The sequence below is a fragment of the Acinetobacter rathckeae genome, from assembly GCF_015627125.1.
Lineage (GTDB): Bacteria > Pseudomonadota > Gammaproteobacteria > Pseudomonadales > Moraxellaceae > Acinetobacter > Acinetobacter rathckeae.
In genome coordinates this window covers 345,617-367,746 of record NZ_VTDO01000003.1, presented here as the reverse complement: position 1 = coordinate 367,746, position 22,130 = coordinate 345,617, and the positions used below count along the sequence as shown (strand labels likewise).

At 41.1% G+C, this 22,130-nt stretch carries 20 protein-coding genes and 4 tRNA genes; 4 read left to right on the top strand and 20 right to left on the bottom strand.

Going from position 1 to position 22,130, the window contains the following annotated elements; genetic code table 11:
* Positions 1-2: 2 nt before the first annotated feature.
* From I2F31_RS07330 to I2F31_RS07305, 6 genes are all read right to left on the bottom strand, one after another.
* Positions 3-377 carry a putative holin gene (locus I2F31_RS07330; RefSeq protein ID WP_195773612.1) on the bottom strand — a complete coding sequence of 125 codons (375 nt, stop codon included), beginning with the start codon at positions 375-377 and terminating at the stop codon, positions 3-5.
* Between the two features lie 2 nt (positions 378-379).
* Entirely contained in the window at positions 380-592 is a 213-nt protein-coding gene (locus I2F31_RS07325; protein ID WP_195773613.1) for a tail protein X, read from the bottom strand.
* Positions 589-1,041 carry a head completion/stabilization protein gene (locus I2F31_RS07320; RefSeq protein WP_195773614.1) on the bottom strand — a complete coding sequence of 151 codons (453 nt, stop codon included), beginning with the start codon at positions 1,039-1,041 and terminating at the stop codon, positions 589-591. The genes I2F31_RS07325 and I2F31_RS07320 overlap by 4 nt, the downstream gene beginning before the upstream one ends.
* A gap of 104 nt (positions 1,042-1,145) precedes the next feature.
* Positions 1,146-1,877: a phage terminase small subunit gene (gpM, locus tag I2F31_RS07315; protein ID WP_195773615.1), complete on the bottom strand. Its 732-nt coding sequence runs from the start codon at positions 1,875-1,877 to the stop codon at positions 1,146-1,148.
* Between the two features lie 2 nt (positions 1,878-1,879).
* Positions 1,880-2,893, bottom strand: coding sequence for a phage major capsid protein, P2 family (locus I2F31_RS07310; RefSeq protein ID WP_195773617.1), 1,014 nt, complete (start codon positions 2,891-2,893; stop codon positions 1,880-1,882).
* Positions 2,894-2,926: 33 nt separating this feature from the next.
* Positions 2,927-3,742 (bottom strand): GPO family capsid scaffolding protein, encoded by an 816-nt coding sequence (locus I2F31_RS07305; RefSeq protein ID WP_195773619.1) that lies wholly within the window; start codon positions 3,740-3,742, stop codon positions 2,927-2,929.
* Between the two features lie 178 nt (positions 3,743-3,920).
* Here I2F31_RS07305 and I2F31_RS07300 point away from each other — a divergent pair, with 178 nt between their 5' ends.
* Positions 3,921-5,693, top strand: coding sequence for a terminase large subunit domain-containing protein (locus I2F31_RS07300; RefSeq protein ID WP_195773621.1), 1,773 nt, complete (start codon positions 3,921-3,923; stop codon positions 5,691-5,693).
* Positions 5,690-6,712 carry a phage portal protein gene (locus I2F31_RS07295; protein ID WP_195773623.1) on the top strand — a complete coding sequence of 341 codons (1,023 nt, stop codon included), beginning with the start codon at positions 5,690-5,692 and terminating at the stop codon, positions 6,710-6,712. The genes I2F31_RS07300 and I2F31_RS07295 overlap by 4 nt, the downstream gene beginning before the upstream one ends.
* Before the next feature lie 834 nt (positions 6,713-7,546).
* Here the strand turns inward: I2F31_RS07295 and I2F31_RS07290 are convergent.
* The 13 genes from I2F31_RS07290 to I2F31_RS07230 form a co-directional block, all read right to left on the bottom strand.
* Positions 7,547-7,623: transfer RNA gene (locus I2F31_RS07290), tRNA-Pro, on the bottom strand.
* Positions 7,624-7,628: 5 nt separating this feature from the next.
* Positions 7,629-7,704 (bottom strand) — tRNA-His (locus tag I2F31_RS07285).
* A 32-nt stretch (positions 7,705-7,736) separates the two neighbouring features.
* Positions 7,737-7,813: transfer RNA gene (locus I2F31_RS07280), tRNA-Arg, on the bottom strand.
* Between the two features lie 41 nt (positions 7,814-7,854).
* Positions 7,855-7,931 (bottom strand) — tRNA-Pro (locus I2F31_RS07275).
* 233 nt (positions 7,932-8,164) lie between these two features.
* A complete protein-coding gene (argJ, locus tag I2F31_RS07270; protein WP_195769350.1) occupies positions 8,165-9,385 on the bottom strand; it encodes a bifunctional glutamate N-acetyltransferase/amino-acid acetyltransferase ArgJ in 1,221 nt (406 codons plus the stop codon).
* 69 nt (positions 9,386-9,454) lie between these two features.
* Positions 9,455-9,817 (bottom strand): hypothetical protein, encoded by a 363-nt coding sequence (locus I2F31_RS07265; RefSeq protein ID WP_228285127.1) that lies wholly within the window; start codon positions 9,815-9,817, stop codon positions 9,455-9,457.
* A 118-nt stretch (positions 9,818-9,935) separates the two neighbouring features.
* Entirely contained in the window at positions 9,936-12,635 is a 2,700-nt protein-coding gene (gene secA / locus I2F31_RS07260) for a preprotein translocase subunit SecA (RefSeq protein WP_195769351.1), read from the bottom strand.
* A gap of 207 nt (positions 12,636-12,842) precedes the next feature.
* Positions 12,843-13,904 carry an SPOR domain-containing protein gene (locus I2F31_RS07255; RefSeq protein WP_195773625.1) on the bottom strand — a complete coding sequence of 354 codons (1,062 nt, stop codon included), beginning with the start codon at positions 13,902-13,904 and terminating at the stop codon, positions 12,843-12,845.
* Positions 13,891-15,174 carry a bifunctional tetrahydrofolate synthase/dihydrofolate synthase gene (gene folC / locus I2F31_RS07250; RefSeq protein ID WP_195769353.1) on the bottom strand — a complete coding sequence of 428 codons (1,284 nt, stop codon included), beginning with the start codon at positions 15,172-15,174 and terminating at the stop codon, positions 13,891-13,893. Before folC ends, I2F31_RS07255 begins: the two co-directional genes overlap by 14 nt.
* Positions 15,171-16,067 carry an acetyl-CoA carboxylase, carboxyltransferase subunit beta gene (accD, locus tag I2F31_RS07245; RefSeq protein WP_195769354.1) on the bottom strand — a complete coding sequence of 299 codons (897 nt, stop codon included), beginning with the start codon at positions 16,065-16,067 and terminating at the stop codon, positions 15,171-15,173. Before accD ends, folC begins: the two co-directional genes overlap by 4 nt.
* A 2-nt stretch (positions 16,068-16,069) precedes the next feature.
* On the bottom strand, positions 16,070-16,870 hold the full coding sequence (gene trpA / locus I2F31_RS07240) for a tryptophan synthase subunit alpha (protein WP_195773626.1): 801 nt from the start codon (positions 16,868-16,870) through the stop codon (positions 16,070-16,072).
* Between the two features lie 364 nt (positions 16,871-17,234).
* Entirely contained in the window at positions 17,235-18,461 is a 1,227-nt protein-coding gene (trpB, locus tag I2F31_RS07235) for a tryptophan synthase subunit beta (RefSeq protein WP_195769356.1), read from the bottom strand.
* Positions 18,439-19,086, bottom strand: a complete 648-nt coding sequence (locus I2F31_RS07230) for a phosphoribosylanthranilate isomerase (RefSeq protein WP_195769357.1) — start codon at positions 19,084-19,086, stop codon at positions 18,439-18,441. The genes trpB and I2F31_RS07230 overlap by 23 nt, the downstream gene beginning before the upstream one ends.
* Before the next feature lie 160 nt (positions 19,087-19,246).
* Between I2F31_RS07230 and I2F31_RS07225 the strand changes: the two genes are divergently transcribed.
* Together I2F31_RS07225 and I2F31_RS07220 are read left to right on the top strand one after the other, a co-directional pair.
* Positions 19,247-19,960: a glycerophosphodiester phosphodiesterase gene (locus I2F31_RS07225; protein WP_195769358.1), complete on the top strand. Its 714-nt coding sequence runs from the start codon at positions 19,247-19,249 to the stop codon at positions 19,958-19,960.
* A 29-nt stretch (positions 19,961-19,989) separates the two neighbouring features.
* The gene (locus I2F31_RS07220) at positions 19,990-21,432 is read left to right on the top strand and encodes a protein adenylyltransferase SelO (protein ID WP_195769359.1); all 1,443 of its coding nucleotides are present in this window, start codon (positions 19,990-19,992) and stop codon (positions 21,430-21,432) included.
* On the opposite strand, the gene I2F31_RS07215 is transcribed toward I2F31_RS07220, so the two are convergent.
* Entirely contained in the window at positions 21,429-22,118 is a 690-nt protein-coding gene (locus tag I2F31_RS07215; protein ID WP_195769360.1) for a response regulator, read from the bottom strand. The genes I2F31_RS07220 and I2F31_RS07215 overlap by 4 nt on opposite strands.
* Between the last annotated feature and the right edge of the window lie 12 nt (positions 22,119-22,130).

The window sequence follows — 22,130 nt, the reverse complement described above, 5'->3', positions numbered from 1 at the left end:
GTTTACTCCTTTTTGTCGTCTGTTGGGTCGGTGGGTTTACCACGTATGGTGTTCCAAATGTCTTGCAGTGATGCACTTTCTAGCCATGCAATAATTTTTTGTAAAATAATGATGGCAACCAGAGCAATGGCAAATGCTGCGGTTGAATGGCTATCAATCGGGGTGCGATTGACCAGCTCTGGTTCAAGTAAGTAGCCGATTGCGGTGGAAAGTAAAAAAGTGCCAATGCGTTTTTTGTAGCTGACGTTTTGGGTATAAAACGCAATAAATGCAGCACCAATGACTGCACCAAACAAGGCATCACCATTTACAAAAGGTAAAAGTGATGCTGCTCCTGCAGTAGCTACGATGGCGATGGGTGCGGTTGGTTCTGGCATGATTAATCCCATAGGTTTATTGTTGTTTCTGTTTTTTGGGGTGTGGCAATATCTGGGAGTAATACATCGGTGGCCATCGGTAAAATGGCATCAAAAAATGCAAGCTGTGGATTGGCTTGTAGTACCAGTTCCACAACACCTGAACTTCGTCCGTAGTAACGCCAGCAAATGCTATCGATGGTGTCGTTTTGAATCGATTTCACTGTTCTGCTCATATCAGCTCCACAATGGAGTGGTTTTCACCTTTGAGTTGCTGTATGGCAAAGACTTTATTTCGTTTGTATTCGTTAATGGTTGCACTGATTTCTTCAGCACGTTTATTGCCTGAGTTGGTGCTGTCGTAGTTTCGGTACTTTTCGGCAATTTTGGCAGCAACCCCATTGGCCACTGCTGAAAAATACAGAATCTCGGTATCGGCTTGGCCATCGATCAGGTCTGTAGCAAGGTCACTTAAGGTTTTGTCGGGTTGGACGAGACTGGCAAGCAATCGATTTACATCGATCATTTCTTCAAGCAAGGCTTGTTTGATCCGTGCATCTGTGACTGCACCATCAATTCGAACCTCTTGCTTAATATCGTCGAGTGCAATCGTTGGAAAAAACTGACGTTTTGAAGCAATGGTGATATTGCTTTTGGTCGTATTTCCGTTGGCAACAAAGCCCATATAAAACCTCGTGTTTAGTGCAAGGGTGGGAACAATGGTTCTATGAAGATTTACTGTGTCGTATGATCACGACCATTGTTCGCCCTTGCGGTGCTGGGCACTCGTTAAGCTACGGGTGAGGTAGCCATGTTTTGTGTGATCTGCTCAATGAGTTTGGTGGCATTATTGAGATCTGTTTTGCCACGGCATTTATCATCTAAGCCAATAGCGATGTCTAAATAACGCTTTGCATCATTTGCAAACCCAAGGTCTTGTTCAGTGTCAGCCGTTACCAGGGCCAGTGATGCTTTACCCAAAGCCAAGTACAGCTTGGCTTTGACCACTTCTGGCATGTCTCGCTCGTTAATGTCGATGTTTTCATCATTAATGAGTTGCTCAAGTTGATGTAGCACTGTGATGTCAACTTCACTGCCATTTTTCAACTCTTTAAGAAAATCATCTGCGATTTGCTCAGTCATGAATGTGGCTGTTTTTCGGCTAAATGAATCAGGTAAAGATAATTTAGCGGTCAGCATGTAGTGACCGATCTCTAAGGCTTTTTGGTAGTCGGCAATGTCAATGCTCCAGATCAGCATGCGACTGACAATTTCATCGTCTACCGCAGGCTTGGCTTCTAAAATGCCGTTGACATACGGCATATAGTTTTCGATCAAATCTTGTTTGAGCATGACTTTACGTGAAGTCGATTGCACTTGGCTCAAGCGAGCTTGGTCGCTTTTGAGTTGCATCTGCAGTTGTTGGTATGCCGTGGCATTTTTCATACTGCCAAATTCGGAAGCCTGTGCGGCTTCCTCCTTTGCACTATGTTTTTGGTAGTGTTGACGGGCTAAGTTCATGCTTAATCCTCTGTTAAGACAATGTTTTCAGCCATCACCGCCAAGCCTAAATCTTCAATGAAGTAATCTTCATTAGATGATTCAAAGTTTTCGATTTGGTCACGTTTTGGGTTGTCAATCACGGCACGACGACGAGCACCTGATTGCACATAAATCGACAAGTTATCGAATGTAGTCACTAAGATCGTGCCTTCAGGGAAAAATGGCACAGCATAGACAGGCAAGTTACCCATACGTTTTTGGCTGATAATCATATCGGCCGCTAAGGATTCGGTATTGGGTTGGTCTTTATTAACCAGTGGGAAGTATTTGTCTGATTGCAATTTACGACCACACAGCACCACAAGGTCTGGGTTGTCTTGGTGGACTTCATCAATCATTTCATCGACAAGGTTCATCACCAGTGCATCAAGGTTTTTATAGTCCCCTGTTTTTCCGATGGTAATTTTCCCTGCATTAACTTTGCCTGAGCTAAGTACTCGCTGAGGATTTTCTTCACGTTGTTTTTGCAACCAACCCTTGTTGACATCTTGCAGTTTTGGATTGGCCACAATGTCGGTATTGGTGGCATATGATGTGCCGTTAAGACCAATCATGATACGGTCAAGACCTTGACGTTTTTGGATCATGGCACTCAAGCGTGGGTAAAAGTCTTTGAATTTTGCCCATTGGTCTAACTTGCGATATTTAATCGCAGTATCAAAGTTAGTTTGACGGCAAAAGTAAGCACGTTCATCCATACCACTTGGGTCTGATGCTTGACGATCTTGTGCATCTGTATTGGTGCGTGATGCAATCGGGCGAGTAATGCCTAAACCAAGGGCAGAACCTGATTGCTCATCGACCAAAAAAACGTTAATTTGCTTCAAAAAATCAGATGATAATTGGATTTTATCTTCTAATTTTTGCTGAATGGATGGCGTAACGGTGAACTTCTTTTCAACTGAATCGACACCATTGAGTTTGGCCAGGTGTGCCATGCTCATATTAAATTTTCTTTGGGTTGCTAAAAGCATGTGTTTACTCTCTTCTAATGTTAAATATTGGGATTAGCAGTCAACTTCGCCTATTTCTTCGCTATAGACACTATTGGTTGATTTTGGGCGTGGCTCTTTGGCTGGTGTGGTGTTGAGCTGTTCTTTAAAGGCATCAAACTCTGTTTTTAGTGCATTGAAGTCGGTTTGTAGCGTGTCTACACTTTGACCTTGGTTCGCTGTTTGTTGTGCAATTTCTAAAATGGCTGCTTCGTTTTGTGAAAAGCTTTGTTCTGTTTCGCTTTTGGTTTTGCTAAACATGCTTTTCACCGTGTCAATAATTGAGGTTTTTTGCTTTTCTTCAGTAAACTCAAATGTGACTTCATGCGACTCAGCAAATAGGTTGTCGGGGTCAAGTTTACGAGAGGCCAGTGGATTAACACTTGCACCTGCAGCGAACTTGAGCTGCTCTGTACCGAGTGATGCTGGTGAGTCTGTCACCGCAAGACCGACTAAATAAGCCTTACCTGTTTTGGCAAAGTTGGGATTGACTTCAATCGATGTATAGATTTTTTGATTTTTTTTGTTGAGGTCTAATAGGTTTTGGTTCGGCTGAATTTGAGCAAAAAGAGCGTCTTTTTCTACACCATCCACAGTGACTTTTTCAGTTTTTAGGGCAGTCACATCACCATATGCACCGAATGTGCTATCTGGTAAAACACTACGAATATGCTCTACATTGATTCGTGCACCATAGGTTTGTGGGCTATAGCTTTGTGCCATTTGTTGAATCCACTCGGCTGATATTTCTCGGCCATCTGTGGTGTCACCTGCGGTGGCTACTCGAAACCATGCCGATTTATATTTTTTCTGTTCGTTGTCTTTGCTCATTGTGCTGACCTATTTGAGATGAAAGCGGTTCAATCGCTGAATAGGTGCAGAATGATGAATAAAGCGTATTCATCGCAACGGCTTTGAGTTGTATAACTGCGTTATACAACTCAAAGTGACTGCGACAAGTATTTTTTGCTGTCAATGTGACAATAATTTTTTATTGCACGTTTTTTTTATGAATGACTTGTCTCCGATTGCAAACCTTGCATTAGTTGCTGATAACAAGCTCAAAGCCAAGTTTTTATACTGGCTAGGCTGGAAAATTGTCGATATTGCTCAAGCCCTTGATGAAAAAGAGCGTACTGTTCAAGCATGGAAAACCCGTGATGAATGGGAAAAAGAAAAGCCTGAAAACCGTATTGAAGATGCTTTAGTCATTCGCTTAATGACCTTAATTTTAAAAAATAAAAAAACCAGTGGTGACAGCAAGGAAATTGATTTACTGATGCGTCAGTATGAGCGGTTTGCTCGTGTTGAGAAATTCAGAAATGGCGGTGGTGAATCGGATTTAAACCCGAACCTGCGTAAACGAAATGAAGCACCACGTAAAAAAGAGGCCAATCACTTTGATCATGAACAAATTGAGCAGTTGATTGCATTTTTTGAAGATAGTTTATTTGACTATCAACACCAGTGGTATCGAGAAATGAACCAACGGACACGGGTCATTCTCAAAAGCCGTCAGATTGGGGCAACGTGGTATTTTGCTCGTGAAGCACTGGTCGATGCATTACAAACAGGACGTAATCAAATCTTTTTATCTGCATCTAAGTTTCAAGCTCATATTTTTAAAGGTTACATCAAATCATTTGCATTTGAAGCATGCGGTGTTGAGCTGACAGGCGATCCGATTATTTTATCCAATGGTGCAAGCCTGACATTTTTAGGCACAAATTCACGAACCGCTCAGGGGCATCATGGCAATTTATATTTTGATGAGTTCTTTTGGACGTATGGATTTAATGAGCTGAATAAAGTCGCTTCAGCAATGTCTGTACATGAAAAATGGCGTAAAACTTATTTTTCCACACCGTCTACCATTACCCATCAAGCCTATGACTTCTGGACAGGTGAACGCTTTAACAAACGCAGAGCCAAAGACCAACAACTCAATGTTGATACTTCACATGACAATTTAAAAAATGGTCATTTGTGTGAGGATAGAATGTGGCGACATATTGTGACTGTTTTAGATGCGAAAGCCTCAGGCTGTAACTTGTTTAATATTGATGAGTTGCGTTTTGAGTATTCAGTTGATGAGTTTGCCAATCTATTTATGTGTGAGTTTGTTGATGACAGCTTATCTATTTTCCCATTAGAAATGCTTCAAAAATGCATGGTCGATAGTTGGGAAAAATGGGAAGCGATTTACAAGCCATTTCATACTCGGCCTTTTGGTAATCGCCCTGTATGGATTGGTTATGACCCTGCTTTAAATGGCGATAGTGCAGGCTTAGTCGTAGTCGCACCGCCTGAAAATCCAACTGATAAATTTAGAGTATTAGAACGTCACCAACTTAAAGGTGATGACTTCGCAGCACAAGCGGAGTTTATTCGACAAATCACCCTTCGCTACAACGTGACGTACATCGGCATTGATAGCACAGGTATGGGAACGGGCGTGGCTCAGTTAGTAAAACAGTTCTTCCCAAATCTCACCGAGTTTAGTTATTCACCTGAAGTGAAAGCCATGCTGGTGTTTAAGTTGCAAGATGTGATTCGCAAAGAACGCCTCGAGTACGACAATGGTTTTACTGATTTAAGCCAATCGCTCATGAGTATTCAAAAAACCATGACCGCCAGCCAACAAAAAATGACCTTTACCGCAGGACGTTCAGAAGCCACAGGACATGCCGATCTCGCTTGGGCACTCATGCATGCCGTACACAATGAACCGCTTGAAGGTCAAAGCACATCAAATAAATCTTACTTGGAATTTTCATCATGACCGACATTATCACAGAACCAACAGCACATATGACTCAGCAGGTGTCACCTGAAGCGTTTACCTTTGGCGACCCTGTACCTGTACTTGATGGCCATGATTTATCAGATTATTTTGAGTGCTGGTTCAATGGTCGTTATTATGAGCCACAAGTGAGTATGACTGGATTGTCAAAATCGTTTCGATCTAACCCATATTTAAGCAGCGGCATTGTATTTAAGCGGAATTTTTTGGCCAACCTATTTAAGCCCCACCCTTTGCTTAAACGAAAAGCCTTTGAGCAAATTGCCCTTGATTTTATTTGGTCGGGCAATGCCTATTTAGAAAATGTAAAATCTCGATTGGGCAGTACTATTGAATATAAACCATCATTGGCCAAATACACCCGTGTGGGTAAAGACGACCAGTTTTATTTAATCAATAATAATTATGATGGTGTGGACGATTGGATTTTTGAGTTAGACAGTATTTGCCATATTCGTGAAACGGATATCGACCAAGAGCTATATGGCTCACCTGAATATATCAGCACATTACAAAGTGCCCTACTCAACGAGTCTGCCACATTATTTCGTAGAAAATACTATAACAATGGTTCACATGCAGGCTTTGTGATGTATGTGACAGGTGCATCTCAAGATCCAAACGATATTAATGCTCTCAGAACGGCCATGAAAGATAGCAAGGGGCCAGGGAACTTTAGGAATCTATTTTTTTACTCACCCAATGGGCAAAAAGATGGTATTCAAATTATGCCGATTTCTGAAATTGCAGCCAAAGATGACTTTGCAAGTATTAAAGGCATTACTCGTGACGATATTTTGGCATCGCTTCGTGTACCACCGCAGCTGATGGGTATTGTGCCAAATAATACAGGTGGCTTTGGTTCAATTACAGACGCAGCACAAGTCTTTTATCAAAATGAAATTGTACCGCTTCAATCAAGACTCATGCAGATTAATGAGTGGGCTGGTGATGAGGTGATTAGTTTTAGATATTATGATTTGAAAGGGACTTCTTAATCTTTTATATGATGTAAATATAACTTTAAAATCCCCATCAAAAAGATGGGGATTTTTTTGCTTTCAATTTTACAGCTATTTGGAAGACATGATCGAAATGACAATACCTACCCCAGCCGAGCGCAGTTGCCCACCCACCTGCGGTTCCTCTAACTGATGCAATTCTACTACAGCACAAACCACTATGAGCTATATGTCGAAACACCATGATCTGTAAGGATTACAGTAATTATTTTTGAAAATTGAATACTGCATTTCACTATGGAAATACATTTTTACAAAAACAGTAAATATATATGTTCTTGATAAATACCATCGAACATAAAAATGTATTTTTCTATGACCTAAATCAATTTTGAGGTAATAAAGTAATATCAATATATAAGTTGCTGAAAAATATATATAAATCATATTACCAACAGATGTAATTTTTTGTAATATCAGAAGTAATATTTTATAACTCATTGTTTTTATTAATAGTAAATTATTAACATCATCACCTTTTTATACAGTAACTTATTACTTAAATATTACCTAATTCTTACTTGAGTATATATCTATATCTTATTGATATTAAATGTTAATTATAAAAATATTACTTTATTACCTCTAAAAATGACTACCCTAGAAATTCTATAAAAAAATATAAAATCTATGTTTTGCTTATTTTTTCATCTAACTTGGTACTTTTCGTGGGAATGAAATGGGAATGGAAACTCTCATATTGGTATGAAAGACTTTCTCATTAATACAGTCTATAAGCATAATTATTTGTTCTTTTTTTCAGGCACAAAAAAAGAGCTTAGCACGCTAAACTCTTGATTTTTATATACTTGGTCGGAGCAGTAGGATTCGAACCTACGACCCCCTGGTCCCAAACCAGGTGCACTACCAGGCTGTGCTATGCTCCGTAAATTGGGGTGAATGATGGGGCTCGAACCCACGACAACCGGAATCACAATCCGGGGCTCTACCAACTGAGCTACATCCACCATAACGGTTGTTCTTACCTACCAGACAACTATGGTGCGCCTGACAGGATTCGAACCTGTGACCATCCGCTTAGAAGGCGGATGCTCTATCCAACTGAGCTACAGGCGCATAACTGATACTATTTAAAGTATCTATACTCTGCCGATTTTTGGTCGGAGCAGTAGGATTCGAACCTACGACCCCCTGGTCCCAAACCAGGTGCACTACCAGGCTGTGCTATGCTCCGATTATTCTCAGCTTTTCGTACTACACATCGTGCGGTACGGTGTGCATTCTATGCTTGGAGTTGCATTAGGTCAAGCTATATATTTAAAAAAAAGCACTTTATTTAGTTAATAGAACATTTATTCATCATACTTTGCATTTTTTGTTCTATTTTTATTCATTTCAACAACTTAAAATCTAACAACCAAGAAACTTTAGATAAATATATAAAATTTCTTGGTTGTTTATGTTCAATTATGATCTATAGTCTGCGTTAATTTTAACGTAGTCATATGATAAATCACAGGTATAAACGATGTCCTGAGCATCTCCTCGCCCCAGATCAACATGAATCGTTAACTCTGGTTTTGACATGACACGAACACCTTCTTCTTCAGTATATCTATGTGCCCGACCACCATTTTCACAAATTTGTACTTCATCAAGCCAAACTTGCACTTTTTCGACATCAAGTTCGGTAATATTCGCGTACCCTATCGCACATAAAATACGCCCCCAATTTGGGTCTGATGCAAAAAGGGCTGTTTTCACTAAGGGTGAATGTGCAATGCTGTACGCCACATCACAACATTCTTGTGTTGTTTTACCACCTTTTACATCTACGGTAATAAATTTAGTCGCACCTTCTCCATCTCTCACAATCAGGTGTGCTAGACGCTTCATAATTTCAAAGAGTTTTTCTTTTACTAACACATATCTTGGATCTTGCTCTGTTTGAATTTCTTGCCCACCACCTTGACCTGTTGCCGCAAAAATGCATGAATCATTGGTTGATGTATCGCCATCTACAGTAATACGGTTAAAAGATTGGTCTGCTGATTCTTTAAGTAGCTGTTGTACTAATGTTTTGCTTATTGGAATATCTGTGACAACAAAACTAAGCATGGTTGCCATATTTGGTCGAATCATGCCCGCACCTTTGCTGATGCCAGTCATGTTATAAATAATACCATCAAGCTCAATTTGTGTAGATGCACCTTTAGGGATGGTGTCTGTGGTCATAATGCCGTGAGCTGCATCTAACCATGCATTTTGATTTAGAGTGTCTAATGCAGGCTTAACCGCTTGAGTAATTCGATCAATTGGGAGTTGCTCACCAATCACACCCGTTGAAAATGGCAGGACTTGCTCGGTTTTAACACCAGTTTCTTTTGCAACAGCTTCACACATGGCATAGGCATTTTTCATACCCTCTGCACCTGTACCTGCATTTGCATTTCCTGTATTGATAATCAAGTAACGACTATTTTCAATATTCAGATGTTTTTTACATACATGAACAGGGGCTGCACAAAAAGCATTTTGAGTAAAAATACCTGCAACATGTGTGCCTTCTGAAAACTCAAAGATAACTAGATCGCGTCGATTTGGATAGCGAACATACGCTTGTGTAGAGCCTATTTTTAAGCCTTTAACTGCTTGCATTTGTGGTATGTGTATATCGCCAACCGCCATGATGTTTCCTAATATATGACAAATAAAGAGAGTTTAATATTGGGTAAATACTTACCCAACCTATTAATTTTATGGATTTAACTGTGCAGACATATCAATAAGTGCTTTTTCTGCACTGAGTTGACTTGTCTGTGATACCGCAGGATTTTGGGCAATGATTTTTTTGGCCGTGACATTATTTGCTGCTGCAATAGCATCTGTTTGTAGAATCACGCTACGTCCTTCGGTGTTATCTAGTGTGTAACTAATCCCTGTACGTGGACTAATAATTGTGAGTGTATTGCCTTTTGAGCTGACTTCGGCCAATTGAGGCCCCATAGCCGCTTTTACATTACCTACTGTTGTTGTGAATGGTTCTGTAGGTGCAGCAATCGCCACTGTAGATGCCATGATTAAAGAAGCCATAAGGCCATGTTTTATTTTCATCGTCATATTATCTCTGTTGTATTACTGATTACTATAGCAAAATTTCTATTCAATTTTAGTACCTGTAATGACCTAATAAATACAAAAAAGCAGAACTCTTGTTCTGCTTTTGTAAAAGGCTATTTTAGATTTTGCCGTGGCATTGTTTGTACTTCAAACCCGAACCACATGGGCATGGTGCATTACGACTGGTAGGCACAACAGTTTCTTCAGGCTCTACCTCTGATACTGCATTATCTTGAGTAACTGTACCTGTGAGTCCATCAACACTGTCATGCTCAAAAACCAATTCACTGTTTTGCTGTTGTGCTTCAAGTGCTGCCATTTCTTCTGGTGAAGGAACTCGGACTGTAGACAAGTCATTAATAATGTCACTTTTGATCACACCAAGCATATTTACAAATAGATTAAATGCTTCTTTTTTATACTCTTGTTCTGGGTTCTTTTGAGCATAACCTCTTAAATGAATACCTTGACGCAAGTAATCCATTGCAGCGAGGTGCTCTTTCCAGTGGCGATCTAAAGCGTTTAATGTGTAGTTACGCTCAAGTACAGTAGCCATCTCTGTACCCATGTTCTGGCGACGATCTCGGTAGCGTGTCAAGACTTCATCACTAATACGTCTTACTAGACCTTCTTCATCCAATCTACGGTCATCATCTAACCATTGTTGAATTGGTAAGTCGATGTGTAAGTCTGTACGTAATGCTGTTTCCAAGCCTTCAATATCCCACTGATCATGAATAGATTCTGGTGGTATAAAGGTAGCAATAAAACCTGTCATCACTTCTTGATGCATTTCTTCTAGATAGTTCTGTAGTGACTCTTCAACCAAAATTTCATCACGTTGCGAGTAGATGATTTTACGCTGTTCGTTATTCACATCATCATACTTCAGTAGGTTTTTACGTATATCAAAGTTACGTGCTTCTACTTTACGTTGTGCATTTTCAATCGAGCGACTCACCATTTTATGTTCAATAGCTTCATCTTCTTTGAGGCCCATTGCTCGCATCATGGCAATAACACGGTCACCTGCAAAGATACGCATAAGGTCATCTTCTAGTGACAAGTAAAAGCGTGATAAGCCCGGGTCACCTTGACGACCTGCACGGCCACGTAATTGGTTATCGATACGACGAGATTCATGACGCTCTGAACCAATAATATGTAGACCACCCGCATCTAAAACTGCTTCATGGTCAAGTTGCCATTGCTCTTTGAGTCGCGCTTCGTCTTCAGCTGTTGGATTTTCAATTTTAGCGAGTTTTACTTTCCAGTTACCACCCAGCAAAATATCTGTACCACGACCAGCCATGTTTGTAGCAATGGTTACTGCACCTAAGCTACCTGCTTGGGCAATAATATCAGCTTCTCTTTCATGTTGTTTGGCATTCAACACCTCATGTTTAATGCCGGCTTGTGTCATTTTATGCGATAAAATTTCACTAGATTCAATCGTTGCTGTACCCACCAAAATTGGCGCTTTGGTTTCTTGAATACGTTTAATTTCTGCAACAATCGCATCGTATTTACCATTGCGGTTTAGGTAAATTAAATCGTTTAAGTCTTTACGAATCATTGGGCGATGCGTTGGAATAAGTACAACATCTAAGCCATAAATTTCTTTCATTTCAGAGGCTTCAGTGTCTGCTGTACCTGTCATGCCTGAAAGTTTTTTATAAAGACGGAAGTAGTTTTGGAATGTTGTGGTTGCCAATGTTTGGTTTTCTGGCTGAATTTCTAATTTTTCTTTAGCCTCAACCGCCTGATGCAAACCTTCTGACCAACGACGGCCCGGCATGGTTCGGCCTGTATGCTCATCTACGATGACAATTTCACCATCATGAATAATGTATTGTACGTCTTTTTGGAATAAGAAATGGGCACGAATAGCAGCAGATACATGGTGTACAAGGTTTAAATTGGTTGCTGAATATAAAGTATCACCTTCATCGAGCAAGCCCATGGCAATCAGTTCTTTTTCAACTGTTTCATAACCTATTTCAGTCATTTCTACTGAGCGTTGTTTCTCATCAATCCAGAAGTGACCACCATCTGCCACTTTTTCTTCTTTTTGTGGGTGGAGTTTTGGTGGAATCGCATTGATTGCTGCATACAATTGTGATGAGTCTTCACTCTGCCCAGAAATAATGAGTGGGGTACGTGCTTCATCAATTAAGATGGAATCGACTTCATCAATAATGGCATAGCTTAGGCCACGTTGTTTTTTCTCTGCAAATGAGAACACCATGTTGTCACGTAGGTAATCAAAACCAAACTCATTGTTCGTACCATAAGTGATGTCAGCAGCGTAGGCATGTGCTTTTTCATCTGGGGCTTGCATAGAGTAAATTGTGCCAACGGTTAGGCCTAGAAACTCAAACAATGGGCGGTTCAGCTCTGCATCACGCTGTGCAAGGTAATCATTGACAGTGATGACATGTACACCTTCGCCACTTAACGCATTTAAGTAACACGCCAAGGTACCCATCAGTGTTTTACCCTCACCTGTACGCATTTCAGCAATTTTGCCTTCATGCAGGGTAATACCACCGATCAGTTGCACGTCATAGTGACGCATCCCCATAATACGTTTGGCAGCCTCTCGGCAAACGGCAAACGCTTCTGGTAAAAAACTGTCTAACGTTTTACCATTTTGGTAACGCTGTTTAAAGTCTTGTGTTTTTGCCGATAGTTCTGCATCACTGAGCGCAGAGATCGTCGGTTCGAGCGCATTAATTTTATCTACAATTTTACGCATACGTTTGAGCTCTCGCTCATTTTTAGTACCGAAGATACCTCCGATCAGACTTTCCAACATGAATCACTCTCTAATTTTGGCTAGTTCAAAATAAATGTTTGTCGTTAATGTTTATTATGGTGTTAGTTTTTGGAAGTACAAGTTTTTTGCACAAAAACTCTGACTTTATTGTCAAAATTACGCGAATTTTTGCCTATTTTGATAGATTCATCAGCACCACCATAAGGCCATGTCGTTTATTTGGTGTGTAACATGCTCACTTTTCTATTAGCGATCTTCCAATGGTACCCACTCATTCACCCAAGCAGATGGCATATTTAAGCTTTCATCTGCTTGAATTTTTTTACGTAATGTATCGGCACGCTCTTTATTTTTACTCGGCCCAACCATGATACGGATACCTTTTGACGTTGGACTGGTTGTAATTTTATATCCTTTCGCTTTAAGCTTGGCAATAATGGCATCTGCATTAGCCTGATTGGCAGCCAATGCAACCTGCACCATCCATTTCTTATGATCACCTTCATCTTTCATCATTTCACGTGCTTTATCAGCATCGGCTTTTTTCTTTTGATCTAATTCATGCTCTGTTTGGCTATGACTTTGCTCAACTTTATGTTTAACCGTATCTGCATCTACCTGTGACTTTTCTTTGTCTTTTTGCTTAGCTTCTTGTGCTTGTTGCAATTTGACCTTTTCATCATGATCACGTTTAGCCTGCTCTCGCTCAGCTTTCTTCTTCAGTTCTTGCTCTGCTTTTTTTACATCTTCAAGTTCTTTACGTTTGCGTTCCTTTTCCGCAGCATCTGCTTGTTTTTTATCTGCTATTTTTTTCTCTAAATCTGCTTTTTTCTTAGCTTCAAGGGCTTGTTTTTTTTCATCTAATGTTTGTTGATTTGGCTTATCTGTCACTTCTGGCGGCATGTCTACAGCCGCTTGCTCTTTGGCACGACGGGCATTAATTTGTGCGTACTCTTGGGCAGCTTTTTTCGCAGCGGCCGCTTCTGCCTGTTGTTGTTGCGCTAGATATTTTTGTGTTTTTGCTTCTTGCTCTGCAATGGCTTTTTCTCTTGCCCGTTTTTGCTCTTCAAGTAAGCGTTTTTCTGTTTCAATATCTACTGTAACAGGTTGCAGTGACTGCATTTCTTCAGGCTGAGCAGGCGTATTTACCTTTGGTACAATCACTGTTTGTTGTACTGGTTTTACATTTTCTGGCGTATGATTTTCTTTAATTTCATGTGCACCCTTAAAAAGTAATGCTGCAAGTAATGTTCCGCCGCCAAGCAGAACAACGCCACCCATCCAACGTTGTTTATTATTCATGGACATGTGCTATAGACTCCCAAACCGTTTCTAAAGTGTGAAACGAACCACACACAAGTATAATCTGATGTGATTGTAAAGTCTGTAATGCTTTTTGAAAGGCGTGTTGAATATTTTCAGAAACATAGACCGTTTGGTCCTCTAAAGCAACTTGAATTTTCTGAATCGGTGCCGCCCGTGGTGTGTTAAGTGCGGCAATATGCCATGATGAAATACGAGGCTTTAATTGAGTTATCACTGCATCAATGTCTTTATCTGTAAGCATGGAAAAGACACTGACCACTTCTGTGTATTGAGTGTTTTGCTTTAAGAATGTATTGAGTTGCTGTAACAAAAAAGCTACACCGTGCGGGTTATGCCCTGCATCGAGAATCACAGTCTTGCCCTCAACCGCTACAATTTCAAAACGCCCTGCAATATTTGCTTCCAGTACACCTGCAGCAATCGCTTCATCACTGACATTTAAGCCACTCACAGCAACGGTAGCCACAGCAGTTGCCGCATTGTGTACAGCCAGCTTCCCTTTGGGTAATGCTAAAGTGGTCGCAGGCGTTGAAAATGTCCATGTGGTGCTATTTTCTTGGTAAAAAAAGTCACGGTTATAACAATATAACGGTGCTTGGCATACACTGGCTTTCTCTTGTATTGCCTGTGGCAAGGCTTGTTGCCCTGCAAATATGGTTGGAATATTTGGACGAATAATGCCTGCTTTTTCTTTGGCAATTTTCTCAATCGTGTCACCTAACCAGTCTATATGGTCAAGTCCGATATTAGTAATGACAGCAACATCTGGATCTATAATATTAACGACATCTAAACGACCCCCTAGACCGATTTCCAGGACTAAAACATCACATTGGCGTTGGCTAAATACTAAAAATGCCGCCAATGTTGTCGCTTCAAAAAATGATAAGCTTAATCCACAATCTCTACGTGCTTGGTCTACAGCAACAAAAGCCTCTACTAACTCTGCATCTGTTGCCTCAACACCAGATATTTTCACACGCTCATTAAAACGGTAAATATGTGGTGATTGGTAAAGCCCCACACGATACCCTGCATGCTTTAGAATTTGTGCAATGATAGTAGTGGTTGAACCTTTACCATTGGTTCCTGCCACAGTAATAACTTTGGCTTGAGGCTTGGTAATGGCAAGTTTTTCTGCTACAGGTAAAACCCGCTCTAAACCAAGGTCTATACCTGTAACATGAACACGGCCCCAATAGTTGAGCCATGTCATCAGATCATCTGTACTTAAAGGTGAGGCTATGTTCAATTTACGTTCATCAATTTACCAACAATACGATATACAGTATCACGTAATGAGTGACGATGAACAATTTGATCGACCACACCATGATCAAGCAAATACTCTGCACGTTGGAACGGTTCTTCTAACTTTTCACGTACTGTTTGTTCAATCACACGTTTGCCCGCAAAACCAATCATGGCTTTAGGTTCAGCAAGATGTACATCACCCAGCATTGCAAGTGATGCCGTCACACCACCATACACAGGGTGAGTGAGTACAACAATGTAAGGTAAGCCAGCTTCTTTTACTTTTTCAATGGCAGCAGATGTTCTTGCCATTTGCATGAGTGACAGCATGCCTTCTTGCATACGTGCACCACCAGAAGCTGCAAAACAGATCAAAGGTTGTTTCTTTTCAATCGCACTTTCAGCAGCTTGCACAAAGCGGTCACCAACAACTGTACCCATTGAGCCACCCATAAAGTCAAACTCAAAAGCACATGCGGTCATGGCAATATTTTTAATGTGGCCTTGTAACACCACTAAAGCTTCTGACTCACCTGTTTTCTTTTGTGCATCTAGCATACGCTCTGTATATGGCTTGCTGTCTACAAATTTTAGCGGGTCTTTTGCAACATAGTTTTGGCCAAGCTCTGCATCGACTTGATCAAAGAACCAGTTTAATCGCTCACGTGCTTTCATGCGTAAATGCTCGTCACATTGTGGGCAAACATAAGCATTAAAGGCCATCGCTGTACGTGTGGTTAATGCATGGCACTCAGGACATTCAACCGTTGGTTCTGTAAACGATGACTTAAAGGTTTCTTGCTCAGTCAGTACATAAACCCCTGGTACAGATCGTTCTGTCCACGGCGTATTTGGGGTTAGTACCTTTGCAGGTTTTACTTCTTGACTCATACTTACTGTTCATCGAGCGCAGCTCGAAGCTCCTTAACTTTATTAATCGTTTGCAAAGTGGCTTGTTCAATAGATAGTGTTGCAAAAGGCTTCACCAATACACTGCCCACAATCACGGCATCTGCCACAGCACCCATGGCTTTTGCAGATGCTGCATCATGAATACCAAAACCCACACCTACAGGAATATCTGTTTGCTGTTGTATATAGGCAATACGCTGTGCTGCCGCATCTACATCAAGCGTTGCCGCACCTGTTACACCTTTAAGTGATACGTAGTAAATAAAACCACTGGCTTGTTTAACAACATGAGCAACTCGCTCATCTTTCGATGTTGGTGCAAGTAAAAAGATTTGGTCTAGACCGTGCTGTTTTAAAATTTGATTAAATTCGTAGGCTTCTTCAGGTGGTAGATCCACCAATAAAATACCATCTACACCGCTTTGCTGTGCTTGGCTTACAAACTTTTCGTAGCCAATCACTTCAATCGGGTTTAAATAGCCCATGAGTACTACAGGCGTCTCTGAATCGTTTTCACGAAATTGTTTCACCATGTCCAAGACATGAAGTGTACTTGTACCACCTGCAAGTGCGCGCTCTGCAGCCAAAGCAATGACTGGACCATCTGCCATAGGGTCTGAAAATGGCAACCCTAGCTCAAGTACATCTACACCAGCATCAACCATTTGATGTAGCAAGCCAACAGTCACTTCAGGCTGTGGATCACCAGCCATGACATAAGAGACTAGTGCTTTGCGTTGCTGAGATTTAAGCTGGTCAAAACGTTGAGCGAGACGACTCATAATGGTGATTTCCCTTGCATAGTTTTAAATAGAATGAGTTACTTGATGTTGTTTGAAGCACAACCCATTGTAACGCTATTTTTTATGCCTTGCACAGTCAGCCAAATCACTTCATTGAATGAAGTAAAAACTTGTGAAAACTCAAGCCTACATTAATCAATATTTCATTTTTTTTCTCAATGATCAAAGATATCTTTTTTTTCATTTTTGTTTTTTAGCATTCATCTCATTTTGTACAAAAACATGGTAAAAAGAAAATAAATAACAATATGTTAGATCATAAAAGTAAAAATGACTCGTCTTTGCATAATCGACCCAAAATAAAAAAGGCACTCGTAAGTACCTTTTTTATTTTCAACATGTTTTACATGTCAACCATTTCAATACCATCGATATTGGCCATGGTGAGGAGGTCTTTATCTCCCCGACCAGAGACTGTTGCAATGATAATTTGGTCTTTACGCATGGTAGGTGCAAGCTTGGTCACATATGCCATGGCGTGTGCACTTTCCAATGCAGGAATAATCCCTTCAATGCGGGTTAAATCTCTAAAGCCTTGTAGTGCTTCATCGTCAATAATGGGTACATAATCTACACGGTGCATGTCTTTTAAGAAGCTATGCTCTGGGCCAACACCTGGGTAGTCTAGACCCGCAGAAATACTGTGCGTTTCAATGATCTGACCTTGTGCATCACTCATTAAATAAGTACGGTTACCATGCAGTACACCCACATGCCCTGCACTCAGTGGTGCTGAATGTTTACCTGTTTCTATCCCTAAACCTGCAGCTTCCACACCATACATTTTTACAGATTCATCGTTTAAAAATGGGTAGAACAAGCCTATTGCATTTGAGCCACCGCCCACACATGCCACTAATGCATCGGGTAAACGACCTGCTTGCTCTTGAATTTGCTTGCGTGCTTCACGACCAATAATCGACTGGAAGTCACGAACGAGCTGTGGGTATGGGTGTGGGCCTGCCACAGTACCAATAATATAGTAGGTGTCATCGACATGACTAACCCAATCTCGCATCGCTTCATTTAAAGCATCTTTTAAAGTACGTGAACCACTGGTCACAGGCACAACTTTTGCACCTAGCAGTCGCATACGGTACACATTCATGGCTTGACGTTTTACGTCATCTGCACCCATATAAACAACGCACTCTAAGCCTAAACGTGCAGCGATGGTTGCTGTTGCCACACCGTGTTGCCCTGCACCAGTTTCAGCAATAATACGTTTTTTACCTGACAGTTTTGCCAGTAACGCTTGCCCAATGGTGTTATTCACTTTATGTGAACCAGTATGGTTTAAGTCTTCACGCTTTAAATAAATTTGTGCACCGCCTAGCTCTTTTGACCATCGCTCAGCATAATAAAGAGGACTTGGGCGACCTACATAGTACGCCATATCACGGTCAAACTCGGCTAGAAACTGGGCATCATTTTTCATGCGCTCGTATAGATTTTCTAAATCTTCAAGTGCTGCCATTAAAGTTTCTGAGACAAATCGTCCGCCATGAATACCAAAATGCCCACGAGCATCTGGATATTGTGTGTAGTCAATCTTCGTTTGCTGATCCACAATGGACTCCTTGCATAAACGTTTTAATCAGTTGATGATCTTTTATTCCTTTTGCCGACTCTACGCCACCACTGACATCTACGGCAAAAGGTGTTGTTGTGGTGATGGCTTGTTTTACATTATCTGGTGTGAGTCCGCCTGCTAAAATGAGTGCAGTTTGTGCCTTTGGAAATACCGACCAATCAAACTGTTGGCCTGTACCTCCCTTAAGCGATGGATGCCATGCATCGAGTAATACCGCACTTGCCCCGGCCTGACAATAACGCTGTATTTCAGCCTGTATATCTAAGGTTGGGTGAACCTGTATGGCTTTGTACCAACGGCGACCGATTTTTTTAGCAATACTGGCACATTCAGCAGGTGTTTCTTGGCCGTGAAATTGTAACACGTCTAAAGTAACATGCTGTAAAGTGCTTTCGATTTGGTCCAAACTGGCATCGACAAACAAACCAACAATTTGCACATAAGGTGGAATCACCTGTGCAATCTGCTGGGCTTGGCTAGGGGTCACTGCTCTTGGGCTTGGTGGATAAAACACCAAACCGATCGCATCTGCACCGTTATCGACGGCAGCACGTGCGTCTTCTACCCGAGTAATGCCACAAATTTTGCTACGTGTTCGCATGCGTTACTCTTTTTTCATTGATTTGATGCCATGCTATGACACAATTAAGGCAGGACATACCACAGTTTCCTGACGTTTTATTGTTAACAAACTCAAATCGAATTGCAAACTTTTTGACATATTTTATTTTTATTGCTCATTTCAACACTGAGGTATATGTATGCAAATTATTGGTCATCGTGGGGCACGCAATGAAGCCCCTGAAAATACACTCGGTGGTTTTGAATATTTAAAAAACCTAGGCATTACAGCTGTAGAATTTGACCTTAGACAACTGACAGATCAGACTTTAGTGGTCATTCATGATGATAATTTGTTACGCACCACAGGCACACCATACGCCGTGGCAAACTGCCAAGTAGATCATTTAGAACAGCACAACCATTGCAAACTTTGGCCACAATGGCCACAACAAGAGCCAACACCAACACTTAGACAAGTACTCAATATCATTCAAGATTTTACGCACATAGAATTAGAAATTAAAGCAGTTCCTTCTATGTTTGACGCTGAAAAACTGGTTAAAACACTCCATCAACAACTCTCAAGCGATTGGCAAGATGCTCTCGTTATTACCAGCTTTGATGTTAAAATTTTAACCGCATTACAAAATTTATCTTCACCCTTTAAACGAGGCTTATTGGTCGAAGATCACCCCGAACATGCCATCAAGACTGCGATAGAACTTGCATGTTGCCAAATTGGTTGGCTCAATACCCTCACCACACCTGATCGGGTTCAAGCAACTCATCAAGCAGGCTTAAAAGCCAGTGTTTGGACGGTCAATGAGCCTGAACGTGCTCTTGAATTAAAACGTTGGGGCGTTGATGGACTCATTACAGATGTACCTCACCTGATGCAACAATACCTTTAGTACTCAATACCATAGCCGAGAGCCACTGCATGCTTTTTCAAAGTCGCTACAACACACTTGATTCAAAATTATATAGCCAACAACAACCTAAACCATTACACGGCGCAAAAGCAGGTCACTTTAACCTTACGCTGGCCAATGATTTACAGTGGAGTGATGCTGAAAAAACTGCATGGGTAGACATTTGTAGTGGTAAACAGACTTTTGATGTATTTAGCCCATTGGCAATGGTGTATGCAGGGCATCAATTTGGACATTGGGCAGGTCAGTTAGGTGATGGTCGTGGCTTACTGATTGCACAAGTTTTAGATAAAAACAATCAGGTGATTGACTTACATCTCAAAGGGGCAGGCTCAACGCCCTATTCTAGATCTGGTGATGGTCGCGCCGTACTTCGCTCAGTGATACGAGAGTACTTAGCAGGTCATGCACTCAATGCACTTGGCATTGCCTCAAGCAATGCGGTAGGTTTTACCAGTTCATTGCAAGGGGTACAACGTGAAACGCTAGAGCCAGGTGCGATGCTATTACGCACCTCAGACTGCCATATTCGTTTTGGTCATTTTGAGTGGATTAACCAATATGCACCCGAGCTACTCAACGACTTTGTAATGCAGTGTATTGCATGGCATTCCCCAGAATGCTTAGAGCAAGACCAGCCCATCATTGCTTTTGCCCATGCAGTGGTCAAGCGTACTGCTCAAATGATTGCAGACTGGCAAGCGGTTGGCTTTGCTCACGGCGTAATGAATACAGATAACCTCAATATTACTGGCTCAACGCTCGATTTTGGCCCATTTGGCTTTTTAGAGCGTTTTAAACCCGACTGGATCAACAACCACTCAGACCATCAGGGGCGATATTGCTACCAAAATCAACCTCGCATGGCACATTGGAATTTATCTATTTTACTCAACAACCTCATGCCACTCGCCCCAAGTACACAAAAAGAGGCCTTTAAGCAACAACTGATTGCGTGCTTGGCTGATTTTGAAGTGACTTTTTTAAAATACTATCAAGAAAAAATGTGCTTAAAGATGGGGTTACCACAATTTCATAAAGACAGTTTTGACTGTGCTTTACACTTTCTACACATCTTACAGCGTGAACAACTCGACTACACGCAAAGTTTTATTCGCTTACAAGAACAACAGTTCACTGCTTTAAAAGATGACTGTATTGACCGTGATGGCTTTGATGCTTTTATCACTTGTTATCAAAACATACGCACGCATCAAGACCAAGCACAGCTAAATGAGCGCATGCAACAACATAACCCTCGCTATATTTTAAGAAATCAAATGGCTCAACAGGCGATTGAACGTGCTGAGTGTGATGATTTCTCCGAAGTTGAACGCCTATTTGATTTACTCGCCACACCATTTACCCCACAACCACAGCGAGAGCATGCATCTGACGTACAGCCACCACATGCAGATGCAAGCGAGACTGCAATTAGCTGTTCATCTTAAAAATGATCTGGGTATTCAAAGCGATACCCTACACCGTACACCGCTTGAATCCAGTCTGACTGTACATCTTGTGCGGTAGCATCTATAATTTTTCGTCTTAGGTTTTTAATGTGGCTATCAATCACACGGTCTGCCACATCGAAACTTTCAGGGTTTAAGTAATCTAACAGTTGGGCTCTAGAGTAAACTTGCCCCACATGCTCTAAAAACAATTCAAACAAACGAAATTCTGTAGGGGTCAAGCTCAATGCTTTTTGCTTATACCAAATACGTTGCTGTGATTTTTCAATCACAAATAAATCATCTTGTTCAGGCTCTTCTTTACGCTCTAAACGTCTCAGCACCGCTTGCACACGAGCGACCAACTCTTTGGGGCTAAATGGTTTACAGACATAATCATCTGCTCCCATATTTAAACCTAACACACGGTCAATTTCTTCTGTACGTGCGGTCACCATAATAATCGGCAAATCTGACTGCTGACGAACTTTACGGCAAATGGTCAAACCATCCATACGTGGCACCATGAGATCTAAAATCATCAAGCTTGGTTTACGTTGTAAAAATTGTTGGTATGCTTCTTGACCATCATGAAACACAGACACTTCAAACCCTGCAGCTTCCAAATAGTCTTTCACTAAACTGGCAAGTTCAACTTCATCTTCAACTAAAAAAATATGTCTCACAGACTTTTCCTC